We start from the raw sequence: 23,566 nt of genomic DNA on the forward strand, positions 1-23,566 counted from the left end.
CCCACGCGCGGCGATCACGCGCGTCCCATCGGGCGTGCCGTAGGGACGCACGTCAAGCGCGGGAATCCTCGGGATCGGTGTGCGGCCCGCGGGCGTAGCGGAGGAGCGTGGGCGTTCCCGCTGCCGCCCGGTTGCATGCCCGGGGATCGGGCCGGCCGCGGTCGCTTACGAGGTCGTCCGTGCGGAACCTCGTAGGCGTCACGCCTCGTGGAGGACAGCCGCGTCGAACGCCTCACGGTAGTCGCGAACGTGGGGCTCGGCCGTAGCGGCCGGGAGGAGACCGTCGAGGGCCGACAGGCTGCGGAAAGTGCGGGCCGAGTTGGTGGCCGCGGCGATCGGTAGCGCCTGCAGTCCGGCGAGGGCGGCCAGTTCGGGCTCGTCGGCACGCAGGTGGGCGAGCGCGGACCGGGCGAGGATGTAGCCGCGGTCGCGGCGGTACACGGACGGCAGCGTGCGCAGGGCGCGGGTGAACCCGTCCGCGGCCGACCGGTGTTCGCCCAGCAGGGACAGCGCATGGGCCCGCTCGGCCTGGACGTGCGGAGAGTCCAGCCAGTTGCCGCGCCGCGCGGGCGGCTCGTCGGCCACCCGGCCGAGCATGCCGAGCACCTTGTCGAACGCGCGATGGCACGCAGTGGCTTCATGGCCCAGCGCGTGAGCGTAAGCAGTGGACAGCGCACCCATGACGGCGAACCGGCTGCACGCTGGGGCGAGTTCGAACGCTGCCTCGGCGAGGTCGGCAGTGTCCACCGGATCGCCGCGGTCGGCGGCCAACTGCGCCTTGCGGACCATCACATACGCGACGGCTTCACGTTGTCCCGCAGTGTGGGACCACTCCAAGGCCCGGTCGGTCCAGAGCCGCGCGGTCCGCTCGTCGCCGCCGTCCTGGCAGAGCCACCCGCACAACTCGGCGTATTCCGCCTGTACGTGGAGCAGCGCCCGGCGGTCCGCACCCGCGGCCTGCCGTACCAGCCGGTCGATCAGCCGCAGGTGCTCCCTGGCCGTGTCGTAGACGTGTCCCGCACCGAGGACGTTGTCGCACCGGACCAGCATCCGGCGCAGTTCCCGCAGCCGATCAGCCGGGTGGCCGTCCATGGCGAGGAAGTCCCGTACCGACGGCGCCGACGGCACGGCAGGCGTGGGCACGGCGACCAGCGGCGCACAGGAGCGGGGCCCGGGAATCGTCACGAAGATGATCCTTCCCTCGGCGGTACGGCACGGCACCCGCGGGCCCTCCGCGGAGGCCGTTCCCTCTGCCGCAAGGGTGGCGGGCGGCGCGGCGGACGCGGGGCCGGAACCGGTGCCCGGCGCCGAGCTGTCCGCATCAGGCCGGGAGTTGTCCGTATCGTCGGCCTTACGGGGCAGAGCGCGGGTCAGGACACCGCCGGTGTCCAGCACCTTGTCCAGGGTCCGCGCCAGCTCCGGTGCACACGTCCGCTCCGCCTTCTCGATCTTGCCGATCAGGTCACCGCTGACGTGCACCTTCGCGCCCAACTGCGGCTGCGAGAGCCGACGCTCCAGCCGCCAGTGGCGCAACTCCGCCCCAAACCAATGGCGGTCGGACCTCTCCGGCTCCAGCCGCTTGGGTCGCTGCGGCACATGCCCTCCCTCCGTGCGTGGATGCGGACGAAGCGGACGACGCGGACGGGCGCCGCTGTCCGCTTGGCGGCCTTCCGGCGGCGCATCGGCGCGGGGCTGAATGGTTGCACGACGTTCCGTACCCAGTACACGCTGCAACGACCGGGTGACCGTCATGGTTTCCCGCAGGAGATCCCCTGATGCCGACCGAAGACACCGTCTGCCGGGCGCCGCAGGCCGGACGTGGCGCCGAGGAGCCCTGCACGGAGTTCGCCGACCAGCCAGGGGCGCAGGGCCGGCAGCTCGCGGATGCGTGGCGGGCCCGCTGCTCCTCTTACGGGGCCCGCGCGTGAGCCCGTCCGCGCCTCCTGCCCAGGGGTGCCGTCGAGGCGCGAACGGGCCACCGATCCGTGGGCGGCCGTCGAAAGGGCTGATGGGTTGCCCCGTAGGCCTGCGACAGCAAGAAGGGAGGGACCTTGCATGAATCTCGACGACGTGTTCTCGGGAACGCCGGTGTTCACCGTGCCAACCCTGCGTGAACGACTGGAAACGAAGAAGTTCTCCGGCAACAGCGACACCAACACGGAGCGGGACGAGCACGAATAACCCGCACCTTGACGGCCCGCCCCCCTCGGGACGGCGGGCCGTCTCTTCCGAAGGAGCACAGCGTTGCTGAAATTCAGCGTTCGAGAAACCCCGGACCTCGGCGACAGCCAATGCTGGACGTGGTCGGGCCGCGAATGGCGTTGCGGGGAATCGTCCATAGAGCCGTACGACCATCCGGCGCTGGTCCACGAGATGATCACCGACGGCGCCGTCGTCGCCGTGGTCTCCGCCGAGCGGGGCGCCGATGACCACCGGCAGCGCAGCTCGGCCCCCGCGCGGTTGGACGGCAGGACCTACCGGGAACGGTTGGCGGAGGTCCGTCGCAGTCCGCTGGACTGGGTCGTCATCGAACTGCGGAACGCATCGGCCGCCATCAGCGCCGGACACTGGGCCGTGGCGCCCTTGTACCTCGCCGCCGACGGTGAGTGGCTGCACGCTTCGTGGGACCTGGCCGATCTGCGCCGCTCGTGCATCACCGACGCGCTGGTGGACCGGGAGATCGCCCGGTTGCTGCGCCTGCAGCACCGCTACGGCCACGACACGCCCTGGCAAGGCGTCCACCGGCTCACCGAGCGCTCCACGGCATCGTGGGAGGCGGGCAGCTTGGCCCTGCGCTACCCGCCGGACGCCGCGCACACCCGGCCGCGCGCCCTGCGGCCCGGTGCGGACGTGCTCGACGCCTACGAGGAGCTTCTCGGACGCGCCCTCACCAGACGCCGCCTCCGACTGGAGGCCTCAGCCGTGGAACTGTCGGGCGGAATGGATTCGGCCAACGTCGCCGCCGGACTGGCAACCCTGGACGGCGGCGAGGGAGTCGCGGCTTGCGCCATGCTCCTCGGCGGACAGGCGCGGGTACAGCAGATCCGACGGCGGCGGGAGCTGATCCGGTCCCTGGGGTTCGCCCAGGACCTGAGCACCGACGTGATGGCCCACCTGCCGCTCAACCCGGCAGGTAGGAGGGCGCGCGGCGACGTGGTCAGCCCCTACGACGACCCCTGGACCGAGGCCGAAGAGGTCATGATGGACTCCGTGGCGGCCGCGGGCGTCCAGTGGTCGTTCGGCGGCACCGGAGGTGACGAGCTCACCTCGTTGCGGGACGACGAACGGCCGCCGGGCGGTGCGGTACACGAACCGGGCCCGTGGACGGGTCCTCGCACGCTGGCCGCGGTCGACGGGATCAACGAGGGGATCGCACCGTCCCCCGTCCTCCACGACAGCACCCTCCTGGCGTTCGCGTGCCGCAGCCCGCAGTTCATGCGGAACGGGCTGTGGCCTGTCTCGCCACTTGCCGACCCGGATCTCATCCGCTTCGCAGAGTGGCTGCCGCGCCCCTGGAGAGAGCACAAGGCTCTTCACAGGCTGCGGCTGGCACGAATGGGATTCTCTCCGGAGACCGTCCACGCTCCGATTCCGGAAAACTTCGTGCACGCGATGAACGCGGCCATGCGCCGCCATGTCGTTCCGTTTCTGCACACCATGGTGCGGGACGGCGGTGTGCTGATCGACTCGGGGTTCGTGGACGGGGCCGGGCTCGCGCAAACGGTCGTCACGGAATCGCGGAAAGGCCCGGACGACGAAATGGACCGCACCCTCTTCCAGATCGCCTCGACGGAGATCGGGCTGCGCGGCCCCTCAAGCCGAGGTAATGAGTGAATGCGCGAGATCGGGAAGCGGTTCGGCCGCACGGCCCAGCATGTACGCGTCCTCCCCGTGGCGCTCGGTCCGGTGGATGATCCGCCAGCCCTGGACGTCGCAGTAGTACCGCAGCAGGCCCGGGTCCGGGCCGACTGCCCGGCGGACCCATCGCCGGCCAGTTCTGGCGGCCCGGTCCACCGCCCACCAGGCGAGCAGCGACCCGATCCGGCGGCCGGCGAACTCGGGATCCGTAACGGTGGTGTTGAGGAAGTACGCGGGCTCTGCCTGCTCCTCCTCCGTCCAACCCCACAGCGGTGTCTGTTCTCCGAGCGTGGTCCGGCCGACGACCCGGCCCGCGTCAGTGGCGATCACCCACACGGGCAGGTCGGGATCGGCCGCCTGGCGCCCGGACTCCTGCGCGAACCCCTCCCAGCCGCGGGCTCCCCGCACCCCCCGCTCGGCCATCCAGTCGGCGCGCGCCAGCGTGAGCCGCTCAACCGCCTCCCGGTCAGCAGCCGTCGCCCGACGGATCACGAACATCGCAGCGTCCCTTCGATCAGCCCGACGGCCGCCAGCGTAGCCCGCGATCCGCGGATTCCGCCGGACGCCGAGGGTGCCTGCCCTGCATGTGGTGGGACGGGCGCCGACCCGAGGACGGGCAGGATCTGCGGTACGTGCAACGGCAGTGGGGACATCTTCTGCGCAATTGGCTGCGGCATCGCCGCGGACCCCGTCCGCCTTCCCACCCAGGTTCAGACTTTCGGCGGCAGACGGCCACCGAGCCGGTCCCGACGCTCGCCTCGACGTCCGCTCCCACCCTTGGAGTTCGTCATCAGCACCTCTTCTGAACCCGCGACCGCCGCGCGTGAGATCGAGGCGCTGGTCCGTCCGTTCACGGGCCCCTGGACGGGCGTACGGCCTACGGCGCGCGGGTTCAGTTCCGACGTCACGGTGCTGGTCGACGGCGAGAAGGGGGCGTTCTTCGTCAAGGCCATGTGGAACCGTCCCGGCGGCAGGCGGGACTCCCTCGTCCGTGAGGGGCTGGTCAATCCGTTCGTGCGCGCGGTGGCGCCCGCGCTGGTGTGGGAGGCGGAGAGCGAGGAGTGGCTCGTGCTGGGGTTCGAGGCGGTCGAGGGTCGGTCGTCGGGCTTCCTGCCGGGATCGCCCGATCTCCCGGCGGTCGTCGCAGCCGTGGCGCGGATCGGGGAGATCGGGTTGCCCGAGGTCGCCCGGGAGTGGACGGAGACCCGGTGGGACCGGTTCGCCGTCGACAGCCAGGAAGCCGCGCTGTTTCGCGGCGACGCGCTCCTCTACACGGACATCAACCCGAGCAACCTGATGATCGGGGACGGCACGACATGGGCCGTCGACTGGGCCTGGCCCACCCGGGGCGCGGCCTTCATCGACCCTGCCTGCCTGGTCATCCAGCTCGTCGCAGCCGGGCACGAGCCCGCCGAAGCGGAGGCGTGGGCGGCACACTGTCCGGCCTGGACGCGGGCGGACCCCTGCGCGATCGACGCCTTCGCACGGGCCAACGTCCGCATGCATGAGGCCTTCGCGGTCCGCAGACCCGAGGCCGACTGGCTCAAGGCGATGGCGGCCAGCGCACGGAAATGGGCCGCACACCGCGGGCTCTGACAAGGCCCAGTACGGCGTCGTGCCCTTCCTGGCGGCGGACCGACCGCCCCCGCTGGGCACCCGCACCACGCCACTGATGGGCACGGGTGCCCAGCAGACCCGAACGACCTGTGCTCGTACCGGCTCTGAGAAGATCCGAACTGGCCCACACCCCCGACGCCGACCACCGCTGGATGGCCCGCGCCATCGAGCTCTCCCGGTCGTGCCCGCCGGTGGCGAACCGCTTCAACGTCGGCGCGGTCGTCGTCGACGCCGAGGGCCACGAGATCAGCACCGGCTACAGCCGCGAGGGCGGTGACCCGCACGTCCACGCCGAGGAGTCCGCCCTCGCCAAGCTCGCCCCGGACGACTCCCGCCTGCTGTCCGCGACGATCTACAGCACCCTCGAACCCTGCTCCGAGCGCGCTTCCCACCCCGTCCCGTGCGCGCGCCTGATCGTCAACGCGCGCATCCCCCGCGTCGTCATCGCCTGGCGCGAACCTTCGCTCCTGGTCGCCGACTGCCAGGGCGTCGAGCAGATGGCGGCCGCGGGCATCGAGGTCGTCGAACTCCCCGACCTGGCGGCGGCGGCCCGCGCGGTCAATGCGCATCTGGACCTCTAGCGTGGTGACCCACCCACGGACGGAGGCGCGGCACATGGGCGACATCGACCGGGAGCTGATCGAGGCCGCTACGCGCGTCGCCCGCGAGCGGTGCCGGGGCGACAACCACACCGTCGCCGCCGCCGGACGCGGAACGGACGGGCGGATCGTCACGGCCGTGAACGCCTACCACTTCACCGGCGGCCCCTGCGCCGAGTTGGTGTTGATCGGGGCGGCGGCCGCGCAGGGGGTATTCGAGCTGGAGACGGTCGTCGCCGTGGGGGATCGCGAGCGCGGCGTCATCCCGCCGTGCGGGCGGTGCCGCCAGGTGATGCTGGACTACTTCCCGGGCGTCCGCGTCATCGTCGGCAGCGGCGACGCGCTGAGGGCGGTCCCGATCGCCGAGCTGCTGCCGGAGACGTACGTCTGGGCGGACCACCAGCTCGACGCGGAGTAGCACGCACCACGGAGCGTTCCGCCCGTACGCCCCGACAGGGGCGCGCGGGCGGAACGGCGGTCATCCGGGCAGCTGCGAGGGGCTTTCGGGGGCGCACTCGGCCCAGACGATTTTGCCGATCCCCGCCCGGTCCCCGGCGCCCCACCGACCGCCGGTGAGCGCGTCGACGAGGGCCAGCCCGCGGCCGGAGTCGGCCTCGGCTCCTGACACGCGGAGTTCGGGCCTGGTGGGGTCGGCGTCGTGGACCTCGATACGGAGCGAGCCGTCCAGGAGGCAGATGAACCGGGTCTCGACGAGGCTGTCTTCGCCGGTGGAGGCGTGCCGCAGCGCGTTCGTCAGCAGCTCGGAAAGAATCAGTTCGGCGGTGTCGGCCAGCCCGGTCATCCCCCGCCGCGCCAGATGGCGCCGCAGCAACCGCCTGGCCGTACCGACGTACACGGGCTCACCGGGCCACCGGTACACCACCTCGCGCGGGCTCTCGGAGACGGTCACGGGGAGGCCCCGGAAGAGCGGTGTGCCCCCGGCACCGTCAAAGGTGATCTCCCGGGCCAGTGCGGTGCCCGCCTCGGCCGAGGGCCCGGGGCTTGCGGCGCTGGACGCAAGAAGACGCTCGCGCAAGCCACCCGCCACCCTTACCGCGTCGCGCAGCGCGTGGAGCAGGAGCGGGACCATCCCGGCCAGGTCCGCGTCCGGGGTCCTGCCCGTCCACGCCGAGTCCGCGTCGCGCAACGTCCTCTCGGCCATGGCGAGCTGCGTCGACTCCAAGCCGTCCGCCAGGCCCGACATGAACGAGTCGGCCCGGTCGGTGCGCAGATAGGAGGGACGTCCGCCGTCGCCGGGCCAGGGCAGCAAGCGCATCACCGCGTCACCTCCGCCCCGGCCCCGGCAGAGCGGACGCGTCCGATCCGCGGTGGGTCGCATGGACGCGGTACTGCCGGAGTGGTGCCTCCGGGCTCCTCATGGATACTGCTCATGACTGCTCGCTCCGTTCGAGTGGTCCGCGCCCCGGGCCGTCGCAAGCGGCGCCGGGGTCCGGTCTGCACGGCACGGACGCCGTGTCCACGAGCTTCGAGCGGCAGGGCCGCCGAAGGAACAGCGAGCGGGCAACCCCGCAAGCCCCAGCGGGGTACCCCGTTGATGTCTTTTTGGGGAACCCCGATCCCTGTCCGGGAGCTACGCTGGAATGGATCACTGGCCTTCCCGCAAGGTGACCCATGGACGAACGCGAAACCCGGCGCACCGGCTATCCGCTCACAATCCCCGAGGCGCTGTTGCAGAGCGAGGCCATGCAACAGGCCTGTGCCGCGCGGAACTTCCAGGAGATCTTCCGGCTGGTCAACAGGCGAACGGGCTCCAGCCACACGGTGATCGCGGCTGCGGTGGGGAAGATGACCAGCACCCGCGTCAGCGACATCATCCGGGGCGTCCGCGGCATTCGAGGGCGCGAAGTGATCGAGCGTGTCGCCGACGGATTCGGAATCCCCGGTGAATTGCTGGGCGTTGCCCCGCGCCCCTGGGAGGGCTCCCCGGAGCGGCAACCGGTCCAGGAATTGGCTCAGTACGTTGCTTCCGGGCCGGAGGCCCAAAACACGGATTCGCATGTCGCGTCCGGTTCGTCGGAATCACTCTTCGTTCCCGTGCTGCTCGACGGCAGAAGGCAGGTGGTATCCGTGGACACGGGAACTGATGGCTGCCCTCGCCGGGGCCGCGCTGTCGACGGGCGACGCGAGGGGAGTCCTGGCGCAGGCGGTGCCCCCTCCACCAGCCCCTCCGCGCCCGGCCGCGCCGTCCGACGGCGCGCACGTGGAAGCGGCGACGGAGCATCTTCGCGAGATGTGGCACTCGCTCGTGCGGGCCGACAACCTCTTCGGTCCACGGCACGCCTTGGCGGCGGTGCGGCAGCAACTTCACCTTCTCGACCACCTCCTCGGACAGGCGGGGGGCGAGCAGCGAGTCGAACTCCTGCGTCTCGCCGCCCGGTACGCCGAGTCTGCGGCTTGGCTCCACGAGGACTCTGCCGATCTGCCGAACGCCTCGGCATGGACGGGGCGAGCGATGGAGTGGGCGACCGAGTCGGGTGACCAGGCCATGGTGGCCTGGACGCTCTTCCGCAAGAGCCAGCAGGCGACGACACGGGGAAACGCCGCCCAGAGCGTCAGCCTCGCGCAGGCGGTGCTGCGGAACGAACCGGTGCTCACTCCCTCCATGAGAGCTTCGGCCCTGCAACAGGCGGCTCACGGCCACGCGTTGGACGGGGACGAGCGCGCTTGCCACAGTCTGCTGGACGAGGCGCACAGCTTTGCCGCGTCAACGGAGACGAAGGGTGACGCGCGTTCCGGGCACGGCGACTTCTGCACGCCGGGATACATCGAGATCCAGCGTGCGAACTGCTGGCTCGCGCTGCGCCGACCGGATCTCGCGGTTCCGGTCTTCGAGCGGACGCTGGACCACATCCCGGACGCATACCAGCGCGACAAGGGATTCGCGCAGGCCCGGCTGTCTAAGGCGTACGCGGAAACCGGGCGTTACGAGGAATCTGCCGAGAGTGCGGCGTCCGCCCTTGCGACAGCCCGCAGTTCGGGATCGTTGCGCACCATGCACGAGACGGTGGCCGCCGTGAACGTGCTCGGTGCCGCCCACACCTCCCCCGCGGTGACCATGCTGTTCGACAGCATCAGCGATGAGCCGGAGTTCTGAGATGCCGAGTGCGCACGAAGTCCGGGCCATGCGCAGGGCCATTGCCATTTCCGCCCAGGGGCTGGGCTCCACCAGCCCGAATCCTCCTGTCGGGTGCGTCGTCCTCGACGTGCGAGGCCGGACCGTCGGCGAGGGGTACCACCTGCGGAAGGGCGAGCCCCATGCCGAGGTGAACGCACTTGCCGCCGCGGGGAGATCGGCGGAGGGTGGGACCGCGGTCGTCACGCTGGAGCCGTGCAACCACTACGGGCGGACCCCGCCCTGCCGGGAGGCACTGCTCGCGGCGCGGGTGGCGCGGGTGCTGATCGCGGTGATGGACCCGACTTCCCGCGGCGCGGGCGGTGCTGCGGTGCTGCGGCAGGCCGGGGTGGAGGTCGAACAGGACGTCCTCGCGGACGAGGCGCTGGTGGTGCTCGGGCCGTGGCTGTCTGCGACGAAGACGGGCCGTCCGCACGTCACATGGGTGTACCAGGCGGCTCTGGACGGCTCGCCGGTCGGCGAGGGCGAAGCCGTGCGCAATGAGGTGGCCGCCCTTCGCGGTGCCTATGACCTCGTGGTGACGGCTGGCGGGGCGTTCGACGAAGGGCGCCCGGGGAGCCACGGGCGGGACGTCTTCGCCGTACTCCGCGGCGATGCCGTCCCCGGCTCGCCGGAGGCTCTCTTCGCGGCGGGCGCGCGGTCGGTGCTGGTCGCTGGGCACTCCCCGGGGGCAGCCGCGCTGCTGGCCGCCTGCCTGCCGGACGAGGTGATCGTCCACGTGCCCGGCACGGCTGAATCCTGGGCTCCGTCCCCGGAGGCCGGGCCCGTCGGGGTCCTGCCCGACGGCTATCGCGTCACGAGTGTCGCGCCCGCAGGCAACGGCGTCCGGGTGACCGGCACCCGGGGGTGAAAGAACGGGCTTGCCCTCAAGCGCACTCCAAGGTGTTGGCTGAGGCGCATGAGATACACGCAGCTGGGGCGGACGGGGCTACGGGTCGGGCGGCTCGTGCTGGGGACCATGAACTTCGGGGGGCAGACGGACGAGGCGGCCTCGCACGCGCTCATGGACGCCGCTCTCGACGCGGGCGTGAACTTCTTCGACACCGCCAACATCTACGGGGTCGAGGAGCGCAAGGGGCTCACCGAGGAGATCCTCGGGCGGTGGTTCGCGCAGGGCGGCGGGCGGCGGGACAAGGTCGTGCTGGCCACCAAGCTGTACGGGAACATGACCAACGACGGCACGCCGTGGAGCGTGCAGTCGTGGCCCAACCACGACCGGCTCTCCGCGCTCAACATCCGCCGCGCGGTGGACGCCAGCCTCGCGCGGCTCGGTACGGACCACATCGACGTCTACCAGATCCACCACGTCGACCGGGCCACGCCGTGGGAGGAGATCTGGCAGGCCATGGACGTGCTGGTGGCGCAGGGGAAGATCCTCTACGTCGGGTCCAGCAACGTCGCGGGCTGGCACATCGCGCAGGCCAACGAGACCGCACGGGCCCGCGGGTCGTACGGGCTGGTCAGCGAGCAGTGCTTCTACAACCTCGCGCAGCGCACCGCCGAGATGGACGTCATCCCGGCGGCGCAGGCGTACGGGCTCGGGGTCATCCCGTGGTCGCCCCTCAACCAGGGGCTGCTGGGCGGCGCGCTGCGCAAGGAGCAGGAGGGCGGCGGTTCGCGGACGTCGATGGGCCGGTCCGCGGCGGGCCTCGCCGATCCGGCCGTACGGGAGCAGGTCCGCCGCTACGAGGAGCTGTGCGCGCGGGACGGGCTGGAGCCCGGCGAGGTCGCCCTCGCGTGGCTGCTCACCCGGCCGGGCGTGACCGGCCCGATCGTCGGCCCGCGCACCGCCGGGCAGCTCGACTCGGCCCTGCGCGCGCTGGACCTCGACCTCGGCGCCGAATTCCTCGCCGAGCTGGACGCGATCTTCCCCGGTCCGGGGCCGTCGCCGGAGGCCTTCGCCTGGTAGGCGCCCGGGGACGGAGGGCCGGGGCCGCCGGGCGGAATCGGCCGCCGGGTGGCAGGGGCCGCCCGGCGGAAAACCGGCGGCCCCGCGCCCGCGCCGCGCCGTACGCTCGCCGCATGCTGCACACCCTGCTGCCCTTCCTCGGCGCCTGCACGCTGATAGCCGCCTCCCCCGGGCCGAGCACGCTGCTGATCATCCGGCAGTCACTGCGCAGCCGCCGCGCCGGTTTCCTCACCGTACTGGGCAACGAGACGGGCGTCTTCGTCTGGGGCACGGTCGCCGCCTTCGGGCTGACCGCGCTGCTCGCCGCGTCGCAGGTGGCGTACGACGTCATGCGGGTGGTGGGCGCGGTGACCCTCATCGGCTTCGGGGTGCGCACGCTGCTGGAGGCGCGGCGGGGCGCGCCCGGGGGCACGAACAGCACGGACGGCACGGACGAGGGCAAGGCGGCGCAGCCCCTCGCCCGCTCGGGCTTCGCCTCGTACCGCTCGGGCCTGCTGCTCAACCTGGCCAACCCGAAGGCCGCGGTCTTCGCGATGTCCTTCCTGCCGCAGTTCGTGCCCTCGGGCGCACCGCAACTGCCCACGATGATCGGGCTCGCCGCGCTCTGGGCCGTCTTCGAGGTCGGCTACTACGGCATGTACGTGTGGTTCGTCGGCCGGCTCCAGCACGTGATCTCCCGCGCGGCCGTCCGCCGCCGCCTCGAACAGGTCTCGGGCGGCGTCCTGCTGCTGCTCGGGGTGCGCATGGCCGTCGAGAGCTGAGCCCTCCGCGGGGCGCGGGCGCGGGGCAGCCCCGTACGGGCCGCGGAACCGTCAGCTCGCCGCCTTCGCGGCGGACCCCCGTATCTCCAGCTCGTCCAGCAGCGTCGCGGTGGCCGCCGCGACCGCCTCGACCGCCGCGTCGAACGCCTCGCGGTTGTGCTTCGCGGGCGCGCGGAAGCCGGAGATCTTGCGGACGTACTGGAGCGCGGCGGCCCGGACGTCCTCGTCGTGGACCTCGGGCGTCATCGGGGGACGCAGGGTCTTGATGCTTCGGCACATGTCTCCAGTGTGCCGCGGGGGTACGACAACGGGGCCGCGTACGGCGCCCCGCCCCGCGTACCGCAAACGGTTTCGCTCCGGCCCCCTTGGCGCGCAGGCGCCCCGGTGCTTCAATGCCATGCAGTGGTTAGGAAGCTTTCCTAACCATCTACCCGCGCGCACCCGCGCGCACCCACGCACGCACCACCCCCGCCCGAGGCCGCCCCCACCGCACCCTCGCGGTGCCGCCGCGGCCGGAAACGGAGACGCACGTGCACAAGTCCCCCCACGCGACCCGCCGGGTCGCCCTGCTCGCCGCGACCGCCCTCCTCACGGCCGGCGGCGCCTCCCTCGCGCTGGCCGGCACCGGCGCCGCCGCCACCCCCGCCGCCCACCAGCAGGTCCGGCCCGCGGCGACCGGCGCCGGGCTCGCCGACCCGCACAAGAAGGAGATGGCGATGGAGCTGGTCTCCTCCGCCGAGAACTCCACCCTGGACTGGAAGTCCCAGTACAAGTACATCGAGGACATCGGCGACGGCCGCGGCTACACCGCCGGCATCATCGGCTTCTGCTCCGGCACCGGCGACATGCTCGAACTCGTCCAGCACTACACGGACATGAAGCCGAACAACGTCCTGGCCAAGTACCTGCCCGCCCTGGAGGACGTCAACGGCTCGGACTCCCACGCGGGCCTCGGCTCGGCCTTCGTGAGCGCGTGGAAGACCGCGGCCAAGGACACCGTCTTCCAGCAGGCCCAGAACGACGAGCGCGACGACGTCTACTTCAACCCGGCCGTCAGCCAGGGCAAGGCGGACGGCATCGGCACGCTCGGCCAGTTCATCTACTACGACGCGATCGTGATGCACGGCCCCGGCGACGACCCCGTCAGCTTCGGCGGCATCCGCAAGACCGCGATGAAGAAAGCCAAGACCCCGGCGCAGGGCGGCGACGAGACCACCTACCTCAACGCCTTCCTCGACGCCCGCAAGGCGGCGATGAAGACGGAGGACGCCCACGACGACACCAGCCGCGTCGACACCGAGCAGCGCCCCTTCCTCCAAGCCGGCAACCTCACCCTGGACCCGCCCCTGCACTGGAAGACCTACGGCGACTCCTACCAGATCCTGACCCTCCCGTGACCCCGTAGCACCCCCGCGAGCCCGCGGCCCGGACGCTCCCGCCATCCAGCGCCCGGGCCGCGCTCTGGTGGAGACGGATTTCTTGGTCGAAAACCCATCTGCCAGGGGCTTCGCCATGTTGGCACCCCAACTGCACACCCACCTCGGCAGGTTGGAAAGGGCTCAGTGCGTGAGCACTGGTCGTCGGCACGGAGTTTTGTCAGAGGATGAGCGGCGTGGGCGCCACCCGGCCTTTCCGGCTGGGCGGCGCCCGCATATCCCGGTCGTCGCTATGAGGTCTCCCTCGTCACCCGGGTAAGGACCGCTTGGCGCAGGCTGGCGGGGTCCACCTCCAGAGCTGCCAGTACTTCGAGGCCGCGACCTTGTCCCGTTGCCAGCAAGCCGAGCAGGATGTGTTCGGTGCCGAACTTCTCGTGGCCCAGTGCGCGGGCCTCGTGCAGGGTGTGTTCGAGGGCCTTCTTCGCGTCCTGGGTGTAGGCGGGCCTTGGGTACTGGAAGGCGCCGGGGCCGAAGGTGTCGTCTGCCCGGCGCTGGATCTCCTCGACGTCGATGCCGATGGACGACAGGGCGTCCTTGGCGGGCTGTCCGCCGGCGGCGACGATTCCGGCGGCCTTCAGGATCCGTACGGTCTCTGTCCTGGCCCGCGCCAGCTCGACACCCTGCTCGCGCAACACGTCCCCGGCCGTGCTCTGGTCGGTGCCGATCAGGCCGAGCAGGATGTGCTCGGTACCGATGAAGTCATGTCCGAGGGCGATCGCCTCGTCCTGGGACAGCACCACAGCGCTCTTGGCGCGGTCGGTGAAGAACTCGAACACCTCTACTCCTCCTTGCCTGTGGCCTTGCGCCTGCTTGCATGCTTCTCGTGCACCGTCTGTCTGCTGACGTTCAGCGACGTGGCGATGCTCTGCCATGACCAGCCCTGGTCGCGGGCGTTGTCGACGTGAACCCGCTCGAGTTCTTCCAGGAGACGGCGCAGTGCGACGACGGCCTGCAGTCCCACAGCGGGGTCCTTGTTGGTGACCTGTCCGGCCAGCAGGGCCGGTGTGTCCTCAGCTCCCATGAGTGTCAGGATTCCCTGACAGAAGGGGGATGTCAAGAAAACCTGACAAGGGCTGGCTGGACCACTCACTGAGCCTTTTCCAACCTGCTCTTGGGGCTGTGCAGCGGCGGCATCGCCGTGCGATCAGCTCCCGCCGGCGACGGCTGAACGCCGCCCGACAGGCCCGTCACGTGCTGGGCCGACAAGGGCTACAGAAGCGCCGGCGGCTCAGACCAACGAGGGAAAAGGCTCAATGTCAGCCCTCTCTGCTGTGATGGCCCCCAGAGGCGGCAAAGCACCGAGCGGAGGCGGGGGACGTGGGCACGTGGGGCGCGGGGAATTTCGACAGTGACACCGCGGCGGATCATCTCGGGGAGCTGGTCGGGCGGCTGGTGGCCGAGGTCGCGGAGGCGATGGACGGCGATCCGGTGGAGCTGGAGCCGGACGAGTACTGGGGGGTCGCCGTGCCGTGCAACCTGGAGTTGCTGCTCCTGCTGAAGCGGCAGGACTGGGTGGGCGTGACGCTTCCGCCCGCCGAGACGATACGGGCCTGGCGGGACACGTTCCTGGCGGTGTGGGAGGGGTCGATCGACGGGCTGGGGCCGAAGCCCGCGTACAAGGACGAGCGCCGGGCCGTGCTCACCGGGACGTTCGAGCGGCTGGCGCAGGCGGCGGAGTCGGAGTCGGCTGTGGGCTAGAGGCCACAGCCCGGACGCGGGGCGGGAAAGGCGTCCGCTGAGGGCGGACGCCCCCGTCCCCGCAGCTTGGTCGAACGGCCTCGGCGAAGGACGTCAGACCTTCGCGTTCCGGGCGATGCGGTACAGCACGTTCCGACGCAGCGGCCCTTCGGGCTCGGTGGGGTCGTCGAAGTCCTCGGCCGGGTCCCGGGTCATGCCGATCCGACGCATCACCGCCTGCGAACGAAGGTTGGTGGCTGTGGTGACAGCGAGGATCTCAGGAAGTTCGAGGGTGTCGAAGCCGTGGGCGAGGACCGCCAGCGCTGCCTCGGTGGCGTAGCCCAGGCCCCAGGCCGAGCGGGCGAGCCGCCAGCCGATCTCCACTCCGGTGAACGGCATGTAGTCGTCCACTTCGTCCAGGCCCGCGAAGCCGATGAACTCGCCGGCGGCCTCCACCTCGACCGCCCACCACCCGTACCCCCGCTGGTCGAACTCGGCCTGGAACCGCGCCACGGAGGCAGCGCTCTGCTCGCGGGTGAGCAGATCGCCCAGATGCTCCCGGACTTCGGGGTCGGCGTTCATCGCCGCCCACGGTTCCAGGTCGGATTCTCGCCACCGGCGCAGGACGAGGCGATCGGTACGCAGTTCAGCCATGGTGCCTGGCCAACAACGGCGGCGGTCCCGAGGCAATCTCATTTTCTCCGGGCGGCACCCCGGAAGCACGGTTCGCGCCGAGGGTGAACGCAACCTCGCCAACCCGGCGAACCTCTACGGTCGCAGCCGGAACCCGCTCGGACAGTGGCCGGCGCCGCGCGTCACGACCCGGCGGCCGCCCGGTCCGACGCGCTGCGCAGCACGCAGAACTCGTTGCCCTCCGGGTCCGCCAGCACGGCCCACCCCGTCCCGTCCGCCGCGCGGCGGTCCGCGACCAGCCGCCGCCGGGCACGCCCCCGCCGGGTTCCGTGGCCCGGCGGGGGTCGGCGGACCTGCCGCCGGGCCAGGGCTCCGGGGCCGCGAATCTCAGCAGCACCCCTCGCCCCGGTGCTCCGGCCGGTGCCACCAGTACGCGTCGCGCGCCGGGCCCTGGGGGACGTCCTCGGCACGGAGCGGGGAGGAAGGCGCGGGGCGGGGTGGGGCCGACATCACGAGGGAGTCGACGGAGTGGAGGACGCCCGCCGTCATGACGTGGTGGACGGCGGCCGCGGCGTGGATGTCGGCCAGGGGGTCGCCGGCGACCAGGGAGAGGTCGGCGAGTTTGCCGGGCTCGACCGTGCCGAGGTGGGGGGTCATGCCGAGGGTGCGGGCGGCGGTGACGGTGGCGGCGCGCAGCGACTGGTAGGGGGTGGCGCCGTAGCGGACCATCGTCTGGAGGTTGAGGTGGTAGTAGACGGCCGCGGGGACGAGGGGGCTGTCCGTGCCGACGCCGACCTGGGCGCCGCGGGCCAGCAGGGCGGCGACGGTGGCGGCGTGGCGGGACGTGAAGGCGGTCTCGTCGACGGGCTCGGTCGCCTGCGCCGCGGCCACGGCGCCGCTGAAGTCGGCGTATTCGAGGGTGTTCATCAGGGACGTCAGACGCGGGTCGCCGACGGCCCATTCGGCGTGGCGGAAGAGGGCCGCGCGGGTGGTGGCCATGCCCGCGCCGGACAGGCCCATCGTCGGGGTGAAGGACATGCCGGAGGCGACCAGCGGCTCGGTGACGTCCTCGTGGGTGTGGCCGAGGAAGGTCTCCTTCTGGCGGCGGCCGTAGCGGCTGGTGCCGCCGAGGTGCTCGGCGCCGTCCGCGCCGAAGGTGAGCGGGCCGAAGAGGTAGTGGGAGGTGGCGGTCAGGCCGATGCGGTGGACGGAGCGCACGGCGGCGCGGTGCAGCGCGTACGGCAGCCGGACGTAGGCCTTGAGCAGGTCGTGGCCGAGGGCCTCGGCCTTGGCGACCTCGCGCTCGACCTCGGCCTCGCTGGTCGTCGGGCGGCCGACGCCGTAGTAGAGGCGGTTGCCTTCGAGGGCGTCGCCCGCGGCGAACAGGCGCGGCCCGACACGCCGGCCGGAGTCGACGGCCTCCTTGGTCTCGACGGAGACGTAGTGCGCGCCGCCGGGGGAGCGCAGCGTCGTGACGCCGAAGGCCAGCCACAGCTTCAGGGTCTCGGCGCGCTGCCAGGGTGCGTGCTCGTGCAGCGCGACGAGGCCGGGCATCGCGGTCAGCTCGCGCGCGTCGACCGTGCGGTGGCCGGTGACGGCGCCGCGCCGGACGACCTCGGCGACGCGGTTGCCGTCGACGACGACGTCCACGTCGTGCCGCAGCGACTCCGACGTGCCGTCCCACAGCGCCCCGACCTGCACGACCGTGCGGCCGGACGGGCGGGCCCGGCGCCACGTCAGCTTCGTCGGGACGGTCGTGGCCCGGCCGGTCCGCGCGTCGGCGAGGCGGATCGCGCCGTCGCGGAGGTAGACGAGGGAGCGGGAGTCGGCGCTCCAGCCGGGCGCGTCCGCGGTCTCGCCGTTCAGCTCGCGCGCGGGGCCGGTCGGGCGCCCGGCGGCGTCGAGGGCGCTGACGTGCAGGGTGCCGCCGACGACGTACGCCGTACGGGTGCCGTCCGGGGAGTGGACGGGCCCGGCGTCGATCCGGTTGGACAGGCACTTGCCGGGCACCGGGTCGTCGTAGACGACCTCGCCGCTCGCGAGGTCGACGGTCAGGACACGGTTGGCGCCCTCGCGGTAGCGCGCGGTCGCGGGCACGAGCGAGACGACCGACAGCCTGCGGCCGTCCGCGGTGTACGTGGGCTTGCCGAATCCGCTGAGCGGGCCGGTGACGCCGCGGACGGCGCCGGTCGCGACGTCCACCGTCATCAGGATGCTCGACCAGTAGAGGAAGGCGACCGCGGTGCCGTCCGGGCTGAAGACGGGGGCGGACAGATACCCCTGGAGGTCGGTGAGCCGGCGGTCCTCGCCGGTGGTCAGGTCGTGCAGCCACAGGTCGGCCGCGTTGCCGCCGCGGTCGCTGACGTGGACGAGGCGGGTGCCGTCCGGGTGCCAGGCGGGGTCGGTGTTGACCGCGCCGTCCGAGACGACGGCCCTGGGCGCCGAGCCGATCCGGCCGACCCAGATGTCGCCGAGCGCGGCGAAGGCGATACGGCCGCCGTCCGGCGACAGGCACGGGCCGATGACGCCCTTGACCGGGCGCGCGGCCGTCGAGTCGAAGTCCCGCGGCGAGGGCCGCTCGGGGACGCGCGGCACGGTGAGGTGGGCGGCGAAGGGCACCTCGCGGAAGGCGGCGGCGCCGAGTGTGCGGCGGCGGATCCGGCCGTCCGCGGTGTAGAGGACCTCGTCCGCGCCGGTCCAGCGCGCGGCGAAGGGGAAGACCTCCTCCCCCTCGCCGGAGACCGCCGCGCCGTCCACGACGAGCCGGGCGGCGGAGGAGGTGAGGTGGACGTACGCGAGCTTCGTGCCGTCCGGGGAGAACGACGGGCCCGCGACCTGGCCCTCCGTGACGGTCACGAGCGTGGTACGGGTGCCGGCCGCGTCGACCTGGACGACGGACCGCGGGGTGTCGGCGGTGCCCGCGGTGAAGACGAGGGCCTGGCCGTCCGGGCGCCAGGAGGGCTGCGCCTCCTGCACGGTGACGTCGGTGCCGGAGGTCCAGCGGCGGGCCTCGCCGGTGTGCAGGTCGAGGACGTGGACGACGTAGTGGCCGTCCGTCTCGGCGGTGTACGCGACGCGGGTGCCGTCCGGGGAGAAGCGCGGCTCGCGGTGGTCGAGGGCACCCTCGGTGAGGCGGCGGGCGCCGGTGCCGTCGATGCGGGCGAGCCAGAGCTGGAAGTTGGCCCCGGCGTAGGACTGGTAGACCAGGTGGCGGCCGTCCGGGGAGACGTCGGGCTCGCTCGCCTCGGTGTCGATGCCGGTGAGGCGGGTGGCCTCGCCGCCGGCCGCGGGGAGCGTCCACAGCATGTTGAGCAGGTCGAGGACGACGGTACGGCCGTCGGGGGTGAGCACCGCGGAGGCGTTGGTGGCGGAGGTGACGGTGACCGGGCGGGGGACGCCGGGCAGGTCCCCCGGGGCGTCCGCCGCCGCTTCGGGGGCGAGCCCGGCGAGCGGGCCGCCCAGCCAGACCGCGCCGGCGCCGGCCGCGGCGGTGCCGCCCTGCCGGATGAGTGATCTCCGGGAGATCTCCACGGATGTGCCCCCTGTTCGTCGGAGGGCGCCCGTCCGGACACCGCCGGCCCGGTGGCCGCGCGTTCCTCGGACGGCGCCGATCTGGATGCCGCTCGTTGCCGTGCCGCTCGCCGTACGTGCCCGCCACCCGCCGCGTCCGTTCGTCCGGCCGCCGCACGCGTACGCCCCGGCGCCACCCGGCGCATCCACCCGCCGGGTCCGTTCGTCCGGCCGCCGCGTCCGTTCGTCCGGCCGCCGCACGCGTACGCCCGGCGCCGACCGCCGCGTACGGGCGCCGACCGCCGCGTCCGTCGGCCGGGCACGACGCGCGCCCGGCCGCACCCGCCGGCGAACCGCCCGGCGAGGGCACCGCACGCCGCTGGAGGGTGGCACACACCTCTTGAGCGGGTCTTGCTGATCGTTTTCCGGCGCGGCTAAGGTCGCGGGGGCGACGGGAGAGGTCCGATGTCTCCCCGTCCCAGGCTCCCGGCTCCCCCGCCGGTCCCGGACCCGCACCCCGCCCCGCGTCCACCGCTCGCAACCGCGAACGGCCCCGTCCGCCCACCCGGAAAGGCCCCGCATGCTGCGCTACCAGCTCACCCACCCGACGATTCTGGCCGCCCTGGCGTCCGCGGGCCACGGCTCACGGATCCTGGTCAGCGACGGCCACTACCCGCACACCACCGGCGCCCACCCCGCCGCCGAGCGGGTCTACCTCAACCTCGCGCCCGACCGGCTGCTGGTCACCGAGGTGCTGGCCGCCCTCGCCGACGCCGCCCCCATCGAGGCGGCGACCGTCATGACGCCGCCCGAAGGCACCCCCGAGCCCGAGGTCTTCGCGGAGTTCCGCGCCGCGCTCCCCCGCCTCCCGGCGCTCGGCACGCTCGACCGCTTCGCCTTCTACGACGCCGCCCGCGGCCCCGACACGGCCCTCGTCATCGCCACCGGCGACCGCCGCACGTACGCGAACCTGCTGCTCACCCTGGGCGTCCGGGAGGGGTGACGAGCGGCAGCCGGACGCGGAAGGTCGCGCCGCGGCCCGGCGCGGTGTCCAGCTCGACGTGGCCGGAGTGCGCGGCGACCAGCGCGGCCACGATGGACAGGCCGAGGCCCGCGCCGCCGCCGCCCGCCCGGGTGCGGGAGGCGTCCGTGCGGTAGAAGCGCTCGAAGACCCGCGCGGCCTGCGCCTGCGTCAGACCGGGCCCCTCGTCGGCGACCTCCAGCACGCCGTGGCCGCCCTGCGCGCCGACGCCGATCCGGACGGGCGTGCCCGGCGGGGTGTGGGCCACGGCGTTGCCGACGAGGTTGGCGACGACCTGGCGCAGCCGGGCCTCGTCGCCGAGTACGGGCGCGGCCGCGGGCGGGCCGTCGCCGCCGGGGCCGGTCAGGGCGACCTCGCGGGTCGGGTCCAGCGCGGTGGTGTCGTGCAGCGCGTCCACCGCGAGGGTGCGCAGGTCCATCGGGGCGAGCTGCACGGGGCGCAGTTCCTCGGTGCGCACCAGGGTGAGCAGGTCCTCGACGAGCCCGCCGAGGCGTACGGCCTCGCTCTCGATACGGGCCATGGTCCGCCGGACGTCCGCCTCACCGGGCAGCGCGCCCATCCGGTGGAGCTCGGCGAAGCCGCGGATGCCCGCGAGCGGGGTGCGCAGCTCATGGCCGGCGTCGGCGACGAAGCGGCGCATCTGCTCCTCGGACTCCGCGCGCGCGGCGAAGGCCGACTCGATCTGCGCGAGCATGCCGTTGAGGGCGGACGCGAGTCGGCCCGCCTCGGTGTGCGGGGAGGCCGCGGGCATCCGGTGCGACAGCGGGCGGCCCTCGGCGATCTCCACCGCGGTCGCCTCGATCCGCCGCAGCGGCCGCAGTCCGGCCCCTACCGCGAACCAGGCCGCCGCCCCGAGCAGCGCCGCGACCACCGCGCCGATGAGCCAGAAGGCCGTGCTCAGCCGGGAGGTCGTGGACGACACGTCGTCCAGTGAGGCCGCCACGACCACCCCGGCGGGCGAGGTGCCGCCCGCCGGGGACGCCGTGGCGGTCACCGGCACGATGAGCACGCGCCAGCGCCCGCCGCCGTGGTCGCTCGCCACGTCGAAGGGCTTGCCGAGCCGCCCGGCCAGCGCGTCGGCGTCCAGCCGCGGCCACAGCGGGCGCGGGTCGCCCGCGGCGACGGGCAGCCGGAACTGGTCGGAGATCCGCCCGTCCGCGGACGCGAAGGCGACCACGAACTGGCTCGGCAGCCAGGGCCGGTTGCCGGGCCGGACACGGCTCGGCTCCGGGACGCCCTCGGTGCCGAGCCGCTGCGCGAGCGGCCCGCCGTACCGCTCCAGCTGCTGGTCGACGCGCTGCACCAGCCGGCCGCGCACCGAGCCGAGCACCACGGTGTCGCTCACCGCGAGGCCGAGCAGCACGAGCACGAGCGACAGCAGCACCAGCCGGGAGCGCAGCGACAGCGCCGAGGGGCGCCATCTGCGCAAGGGGCCGCCCATGTCAGTGCCGCGCCTGCGGCGGGCGGCGCAGCACGTAGCCGACACCGCGCACGGTGTGGATGAGCTTGGCCGCGCCGCCCGCGCCCGAGTCGACCTTGCGCCGCACGTAGGAGATGTACGACTCGACGATGCTGAGGTCGCCGCCGAAGTCGTACGCCCACACGTGGTCGAGGATCTGGATCTTGGAGACGACCCGGTCGGCGTTCGCCATCAGATACGCCAGCAGCTTGAACTCCGTCGGCGACAGCGACACCGGGCGGCCCGCGCGGGTGACCTGGTGACCGACGGTGTCCAGCTCCAGGTCGCCCGCGACGAGCCGGCCGTCGTCGGTGGGGCCGCCGGTGCGGCGCAGGACGGCGCGGATGCGGGCGATCAGCTCCTCCAGGCTGAAGGGCTTGGTGACGTAGTCGTCGCCGCCCGCGGTCAGGCCGCTGATCTTGTCCGAGACGCCGTCCCGCGCGGTCAGGAAGAGCACGGGTATGTGGTCGTCGGCGGCCGCCCTGCCGTGCCGCCCGGCCTCCTCGCGCAGCCGCCCGACCACGGCGAAGCCGTCCATGTCGGGCAGCATCACGTCGAGGACGACGAGGTCGGGCCGCTGCCGCGCGACGGCCGCGAGCGCCTCCGCGCCGGTCGCCGCCGAGTCGACGTGGAAGCCGACGAAGCGCAGCGACGCGGACAGCAGCTCCCGGATGTTCGGCTCGTCGTCGACGACGAGGAGCCTGGCTTCGGGCGTCTCCATGGTGCTGCCTCCTGGACCTGCCGGTCCGGTCGTGCGAGGGTGCGGTTGCGTTGCCGCGCCCGCCGCGGTGACGGGCGGCTGCCGCCGGGCCCGCGACCGCCGCGGGCCGGATGCGCCGGGCGCCGGACCCGCCGCGGTGCGTCCCGGCGCTGGGCGCGCCACCGCCGGAGCCGGACGCGTACCGCACGGCGTGCCGCCGGACGGCGGACGAGCCGCTGCCGGAGCGCCGGACCGCCACCGCCGGAAGCGGCGCCGCCGCTGGTCCCACTGCCGCAGGCCCGGCGGGCCACCGTACGTCGCGGACCTGTGAGCCAAGCGCGCGAGGCCGCCCGGCCGCTGCCGGGTGGCCTTCGCGCCTGCGCCGCGCCCGTCGAGGGTCAGTTGCCGCCGCCCGTGCCGCCGGGACCGCCCGACCCCCCGGCCCCGGCCCCGAAGTCGAAGCCGCCGCCGAAGCCGGTCGGCGCGGTCTCGCCCTGGGTCACGGTGGTCGCGGTGACGTCGCCGGAGGAGCCGGTGGTGCCGCGGATGGTCACCGTCTGGCCGGCCTTGAGGTCGGAGACCTTGCCGTCCTTGGACTCGGTGACCTTCGTCGACGTGCTGGTGGTGACCTTGACGGTGTTGCCCTGGGCGTCGGTGACGTAGATCGTGTCGCCGTCGACGAGCTTGACCGTGCCGACGGTCAGCCCGCCGCCCGCAGCCGTACCTGTGCCCGCGCCCGTGCCGCCGAAGCCGCGGCCGGTGCCCGTACCAGTGCCGCCGAAGCCGCGGCCGCTGCCCGTACCAGTGCCGCCGGCCGCGCCCTGGCCGTTGCCGCGGGCGTTGGCGAGGGCCGCGAAGGGGTTGGAGGCGGCGTTGTTCCCGTGGTGCTTCTCGACGTACACCCCGCCGATGAAGGCGCCCGCCGCGACGATGCACGCCGACAGGGTGAGCGTCAGCCACGGCAGCGCGCGGCGCGGCGGGGCGGCCAGCTCCGCCGAGATGTCGCGGGCGTCCGGCGGCTCGGCCAGGATGTCCTCGGGCCGTACGGCGGGCAGCCCGCCGCCCTCGATCACCTCGGCGCCGCGCTGGACCACCACGGCACCGGTGTGCTCCTCCGGGACGAGCGGCAGCAGGTCCGTGCCGGGGTCGTCCGCCTTGACCAGCTCGGAGCGGCGTCGCGCCATGGCGGCCCCTTCCTCTCGTTCCTCGTG

At 73.1% G+C, this 23,566-nt stretch carries 25 protein-coding genes and 2 pseudogenes; 13 read left to right on the plus strand and 14 right to left on the minus strand.

Annotated features, from left to right (window positions below; all coding sequences use genetic code 11):
- Window positions 1-198 precede the first annotated feature (198 nt).
- Complete coding sequence (locus tag IH54_RS45715; RefSeq protein ID WP_159012093.1) at window positions 199-1,596, minus strand: helix-turn-helix transcriptional regulator; 1,398 nt, start codon at window positions 1,594-1,596, stop codon at window positions 199-201.
- Window positions 1,597-1,775: 179 nt separating this feature from the next.
- Here IH54_RS45715 and IH54_RS45720 point away from each other — a divergent pair, with 179 nt between their 5' ends.
- The 3 genes from IH54_RS45720 (at window position 1,776) to IH54_RS44780 (ending at window position 3,834) form a co-directional block, all read left to right on the plus strand.
- Window positions 1,776-1,928 (plus strand): hypothetical protein, encoded by a 153-nt coding sequence (locus tag IH54_RS45720; protein ID WP_159012095.1) that lies wholly within the window; start codon window positions 1,776-1,778, stop codon window positions 1,926-1,928.
- A gap of 127 nt (window positions 1,929-2,055) precedes the next feature.
- Complete coding sequence (locus tag IH54_RS47780; protein WP_267965232.1) at window positions 2,056-2,181, plus strand: hypothetical protein; 126 nt, start codon at window positions 2,056-2,058, stop codon at window positions 2,179-2,181.
- Between the two features lie 63 nt (window positions 2,182-2,244).
- The gene (locus IH54_RS44780; protein WP_052397945.1) at window positions 2,245-3,834 is read left to right on the plus strand and encodes a hypothetical protein; all 1,590 of its coding nucleotides are present in this window, start codon (window positions 2,245-2,247) and stop codon (window positions 3,832-3,834) included.
- Here IH54_RS44780 and IH54_RS0127880 read toward each other — a convergent pair.
- Entirely contained in the window at window positions 3,814-4,356 is a 543-nt protein-coding gene (locus IH54_RS0127880; RefSeq protein ID WP_031521972.1) for a GNAT family N-acetyltransferase, read from the minus strand. The genes IH54_RS44780 and IH54_RS0127880 overlap by 21 nt on opposite strands.
- A 279-nt stretch (window positions 4,357-4,635) precedes the next feature.
- On the opposite strand from IH54_RS0127880, the gene IH54_RS0127885 reads away from it, so the two are divergent.
- The 3 genes from IH54_RS0127885 (at window position 4,636) to IH54_RS0127895 (ending at window position 6,492) form a co-directional block, all read left to right on the plus strand.
- Entirely contained in the window at window positions 4,636-5,454 is an 819-nt protein-coding gene (locus IH54_RS0127885; RefSeq protein ID WP_234343936.1) for a hypothetical protein, read from the plus strand.
- An 86-nt stretch (window positions 5,455-5,540) separates the two neighbouring features.
- On the plus strand, window positions 5,541-6,056 hold the full coding sequence (locus IH54_RS0127890; RefSeq protein WP_234343939.1) for a deaminase: 516 nt from the start codon (window positions 5,541-5,543) through the stop codon (window positions 6,054-6,056).
- 34 nt (window positions 6,057-6,090) lie between these two features.
- Window positions 6,091-6,492: a cytidine deaminase gene (locus tag IH54_RS0127895; RefSeq protein WP_031521980.1), complete on the plus strand. Its 402-nt coding sequence runs from the start codon at window positions 6,091-6,093 to the stop codon at window positions 6,490-6,492.
- A gap of 60 nt (window positions 6,493-6,552) precedes the next feature.
- Here the strand turns inward: IH54_RS0127895 and IH54_RS0127900 are convergent, their stop codons facing one another.
- Together IH54_RS0127900 and IH54_RS45725 are read right to left on the minus strand one after the other, a co-directional pair.
- Complete coding sequence (locus tag IH54_RS0127900; RefSeq protein ID WP_234343941.1) at window positions 6,553-7,350, minus strand: ATP-binding protein; 798 nt, start codon at window positions 7,348-7,350, stop codon at window positions 6,553-6,555.
- Between the two features lie 385 nt (window positions 7,351-7,735).
- The gene (locus IH54_RS45725; RefSeq protein WP_159012097.1) at window positions 7,736-7,909 is read right to left on the minus strand and encodes a hypothetical protein; all 174 of its coding nucleotides are present in this window, start codon (window positions 7,907-7,909) and stop codon (window positions 7,736-7,738) included.
- Between the two features lie 269 nt (window positions 7,910-8,178).
- Here IH54_RS45725 and IH54_RS45730 point away from each other — a divergent pair, with 269 nt between their 5' ends.
- From IH54_RS45730 to IH54_RS0127925, 4 genes are all read left to right on the plus strand, one after another.
- A complete protein-coding gene (locus IH54_RS45730; RefSeq protein WP_031521985.1) occupies window positions 8,179-9,189 on the plus strand; it encodes a hypothetical protein in 1,011 nt (336 codons plus the stop codon).
- 28 nt (window positions 9,190-9,217) lie between these two features.
- On the plus strand, window positions 9,218-10,078 hold the full coding sequence (gene ribD, locus IH54_RS41960) for a bifunctional diaminohydroxyphosphoribosylaminopyrimidine deaminase/5-amino-6-(5-phosphoribosylamino)uracil reductase RibD (protein ID WP_234343944.1): 861 nt from the start codon (window positions 9,218-9,220) through the stop codon (window positions 10,076-10,078).
- A 48-nt stretch (window positions 10,079-10,126) separates the two neighbouring features.
- Complete coding sequence (locus IH54_RS0127920; protein ID WP_031521990.1) at window positions 10,127-11,137, plus strand: aldo/keto reductase; 1,011 nt, start codon at window positions 10,127-10,129, stop codon at window positions 11,135-11,137.
- A gap of 113 nt (window positions 11,138-11,250) precedes the next feature.
- Window positions 11,251-11,898, plus strand: coding sequence for a LysE family translocator (locus IH54_RS0127925; protein ID WP_031521993.1), 648 nt, complete (start codon window positions 11,251-11,253; stop codon window positions 11,896-11,898).
- Between the two features lie 51 nt (window positions 11,899-11,949).
- On the opposite strand, the gene IH54_RS0127930 is transcribed toward IH54_RS0127925, so the two are convergent.
- Window positions 11,950-12,177, minus strand: a complete 228-nt coding sequence (locus IH54_RS0127930) for a DUF2277 domain-containing protein (protein ID WP_031521994.1) — start codon at window positions 12,175-12,177, stop codon at window positions 11,950-11,952.
- Between the two features lie 251 nt (window positions 12,178-12,428).
- Between IH54_RS0127930 and IH54_RS0127935 the strand changes: the two genes are divergently transcribed.
- Complete coding sequence (locus tag IH54_RS0127935) at window positions 12,429-13,295, plus strand: chitosanase (RefSeq protein WP_031521996.1); 867 nt, start codon at window positions 12,429-12,431, stop codon at window positions 13,293-13,295.
- Between the two features lie 269 nt (window positions 13,296-13,564).
- Here the strand turns inward: IH54_RS0127935 and IH54_RS0127940 are convergent, their stop codons facing one another.
- The 3 genes and pseudogenes from IH54_RS0127940 to IH54_RS0127945 all read right to left on the minus strand — a co-directional run bounded on the left by IH54_RS0127940 (window position 13,565) and on the right by IH54_RS0127945 (window position 14,355).
- Entirely contained in the window at window positions 13,565-13,945 is a 381-nt protein-coding gene (locus IH54_RS0127940; RefSeq protein ID WP_267965233.1) for a Clp protease N-terminal domain-containing protein, read from the minus strand.
- Window positions 13,922-14,110, minus strand: a pseudogene (locus tag IH54_RS47130) (Clp protease N-terminal domain-containing protein); the annotation flags it as partial. The pseudogene IH54_RS47130 and the gene IH54_RS0127940, both read right to left, overlap by 24 nt.
- A 2-nt stretch (window positions 14,111-14,112) precedes the next feature.
- Window positions 14,113-14,355: a hypothetical protein gene (locus IH54_RS0127945; RefSeq protein WP_031522001.1), complete on the minus strand. Its 243-nt coding sequence runs from the start codon at window positions 14,353-14,355 to the stop codon at window positions 14,113-14,115.
- Window positions 14,356-14,651: 296 nt separating this feature from the next.
- On the opposite strand from IH54_RS0127945, the gene IH54_RS0127950 reads away from it, so the two are divergent.
- Window positions 14,652-15,032, plus strand: coding sequence for a DUF4259 domain-containing protein (locus IH54_RS0127950; protein WP_031522004.1), 381 nt, complete (start codon window positions 14,652-14,654; stop codon window positions 15,030-15,032).
- A gap of 93 nt (window positions 15,033-15,125) precedes the next feature.
- Here IH54_RS0127950 and IH54_RS0127955 read toward each other — a convergent pair whose 3' ends face one another.
- From IH54_RS0127955 to IH54_RS0127960, 3 genes and pseudogenes are all read right to left on the minus strand, one after another.
- Window positions 15,126-15,665: a GNAT family N-acetyltransferase gene (locus IH54_RS0127955; protein ID WP_031522006.1), complete on the minus strand. Its 540-nt coding sequence runs from the start codon at window positions 15,663-15,665 to the stop codon at window positions 15,126-15,128.
- Window positions 15,666-15,826: 161 nt separating this feature from the next.
- A pseudogene (locus IH54_RS47135) lies at window positions 15,827-15,943 on the minus strand (VOC family protein); the annotation flags it as partial.
- 88 nt (window positions 15,944-16,031) lie between these two features.
- On the minus strand, window positions 16,032-19,175 hold the full coding sequence (locus IH54_RS0127960) for an amidohydrolase family protein (protein ID WP_031522009.1): 3,144 nt from the start codon (window positions 19,173-19,175) through the stop codon (window positions 16,032-16,034).
- A 559-nt stretch (window positions 19,176-19,734) separates the two neighbouring features.
- On the opposite strand from IH54_RS0127960, the gene IH54_RS0127965 reads away from it, so the two are divergent.
- On the plus strand, window positions 19,735-20,157 hold the full coding sequence (locus tag IH54_RS0127965) for an RbsD/FucU family protein (RefSeq protein ID WP_031522011.1): 423 nt from the start codon (window positions 19,735-19,737) through the stop codon (window positions 20,155-20,157).
- Here IH54_RS0127965 and IH54_RS0127970 read toward each other — a convergent pair.
- The 3 genes from IH54_RS0127970 to IH54_RS0127980 all read right to left on the minus strand — a co-directional run bounded on the left by IH54_RS0127970 (window position 20,132) and on the right by IH54_RS0127980 (window position 23,539).
- Entirely contained in the window at window positions 20,132-21,637 is a 1,506-nt protein-coding gene (locus IH54_RS0127970) for a sensor histidine kinase (RefSeq protein WP_031522014.1), read from the minus strand. The genes IH54_RS0127965 and IH54_RS0127970 overlap by 26 nt on opposite strands.
- A gap of 1 nt (window position 21,638) precedes the next feature.
- A complete protein-coding gene (locus IH54_RS0127975; protein ID WP_031522016.1) occupies window positions 21,639-22,376 on the minus strand; it encodes a response regulator transcription factor in 738 nt (245 codons plus the stop codon).
- Between the two features lie 377 nt (window positions 22,377-22,753).
- Window positions 22,754-23,539, minus strand: coding sequence for a hypothetical protein (locus IH54_RS0127980; protein WP_052397948.1), 786 nt, complete (start codon window positions 23,537-23,539; stop codon window positions 22,754-22,756).
- Window positions 23,540-23,566: the final 27 nt, after the last annotated feature.

The sequence above is a fragment of the Streptomyces sp. NRRL F-5123 genome (assembly GCF_000721495.1).
In the GTDB taxonomy this organism is placed as follows: domain Bacteria; phylum Actinomycetota; class Actinomycetes; order Streptomycetales; family Streptomycetaceae; genus Actinacidiphila.

What these genes read in the sequence shown, in the direction of transcription:
- IH54_RS0127975 (WP_031522016.1), bottom strand. Translation starts at nt 22,376, where the DNA reads ATGGAGACGCCCGAAGCCAGGCTCCTCGTCGTCGACGACGAGCCGAAC.
- IH54_RS0127980 (WP_052397948.1), bottom strand. Translation starts at nt 23,539, where the DNA reads ATGGCGCGACGCCGCTCCGAGCTGGTCAAGGCGGACGACCCCGGCACG.
- IH54_RS45720 (WP_159012095.1), top strand. Translation starts at nt 1,776, where the DNA reads ATGCCGACCGAAGACACCGTCTGCCGGGCGCCGCAGGCCGGACGTGGC.
- IH54_RS45725 (WP_159012097.1), bottom strand. Translation starts at nt 7,909, where the DNA reads ATGATGTCGCTGACGCGGGTGCTGGTCATCTTCCCCACCGCAGCCGCG.
- IH54_RS0127900 (WP_234343941.1), bottom strand. Translation starts at nt 7,350, where the DNA reads ATGCGCTTGCTGCCCTGGCCCGGCGACGGCGGACGTCCCTCCTATCTG.
- IH54_RS0127945 (WP_031522001.1), bottom strand. Translation starts at nt 14,355, where the DNA reads ATGGGAGCTGAGGACACACCGGCCCTGCTGGCCGGACAGGTCACCAAC.
- IH54_RS0127965 (WP_031522011.1), top strand. Translation starts at nt 19,735, where the DNA reads ATGCTGCGCTACCAGCTCACCCACCCGACGATTCTGGCCGCCCTGGCG.
- IH54_RS0127925 (WP_031521993.1), top strand. Translation starts at nt 11,251, where the DNA reads ATGCTGCACACCCTGCTGCCCTTCCTCGGCGCCTGCACGCTGATAGCC.
- IH54_RS0127970 (WP_031522014.1), bottom strand. Translation starts at nt 21,637, where the DNA reads ATGGGCGGCCCCTTGCGCAGATGGCGCCCCTCGGCGCTGTCGCTGCGC.
- IH54_RS0127920 (WP_031521990.1), top strand. Translation starts at nt 10,127, where the DNA reads ATGAGATACACGCAGCTGGGGCGGACGGGGCTACGGGTCGGGCGGCTC.
- IH54_RS47780 (WP_267965232.1), top strand. Translation starts at nt 2,056, where the DNA reads ATGAATCTCGACGACGTGTTCTCGGGAACGCCGGTGTTCACCGTGCCA.
- IH54_RS45730 (WP_031521985.1), top strand. Translation starts at nt 8,179, where the DNA reads ATGGCTGCCCTCGCCGGGGCCGCGCTGTCGACGGGCGACGCGAGGGGA.
- IH54_RS0127895 (WP_031521980.1), top strand. Translation starts at nt 6,091, where the DNA reads ATGGGCGACATCGACCGGGAGCTGATCGAGGCCGCTACGCGCGTCGCC.
- IH54_RS0127880 (WP_031521972.1), bottom strand. Translation starts at nt 4,356, where the DNA reads ATGTTCGTGATCCGTCGGGCGACGGCTGCTGACCGGGAGGCGGTTGAG.
- IH54_RS0127955 (WP_031522006.1), bottom strand. Translation starts at nt 15,665, where the DNA reads ATGGCTGAACTGCGTACCGATCGCCTCGTCCTGCGCCGGTGGCGAGAA.
- IH54_RS0127930 (WP_031521994.1), bottom strand. Translation starts at nt 12,177, where the DNA reads ATGTGCCGAAGCATCAAGACCCTGCGTCCCCCGATGACGCCCGAGGTC.
- ribD (WP_234343944.1), top strand. Translation starts at nt 9,218, where the DNA reads ATGCGCAGGGCCATTGCCATTTCCGCCCAGGGGCTGGGCTCCACCAGC.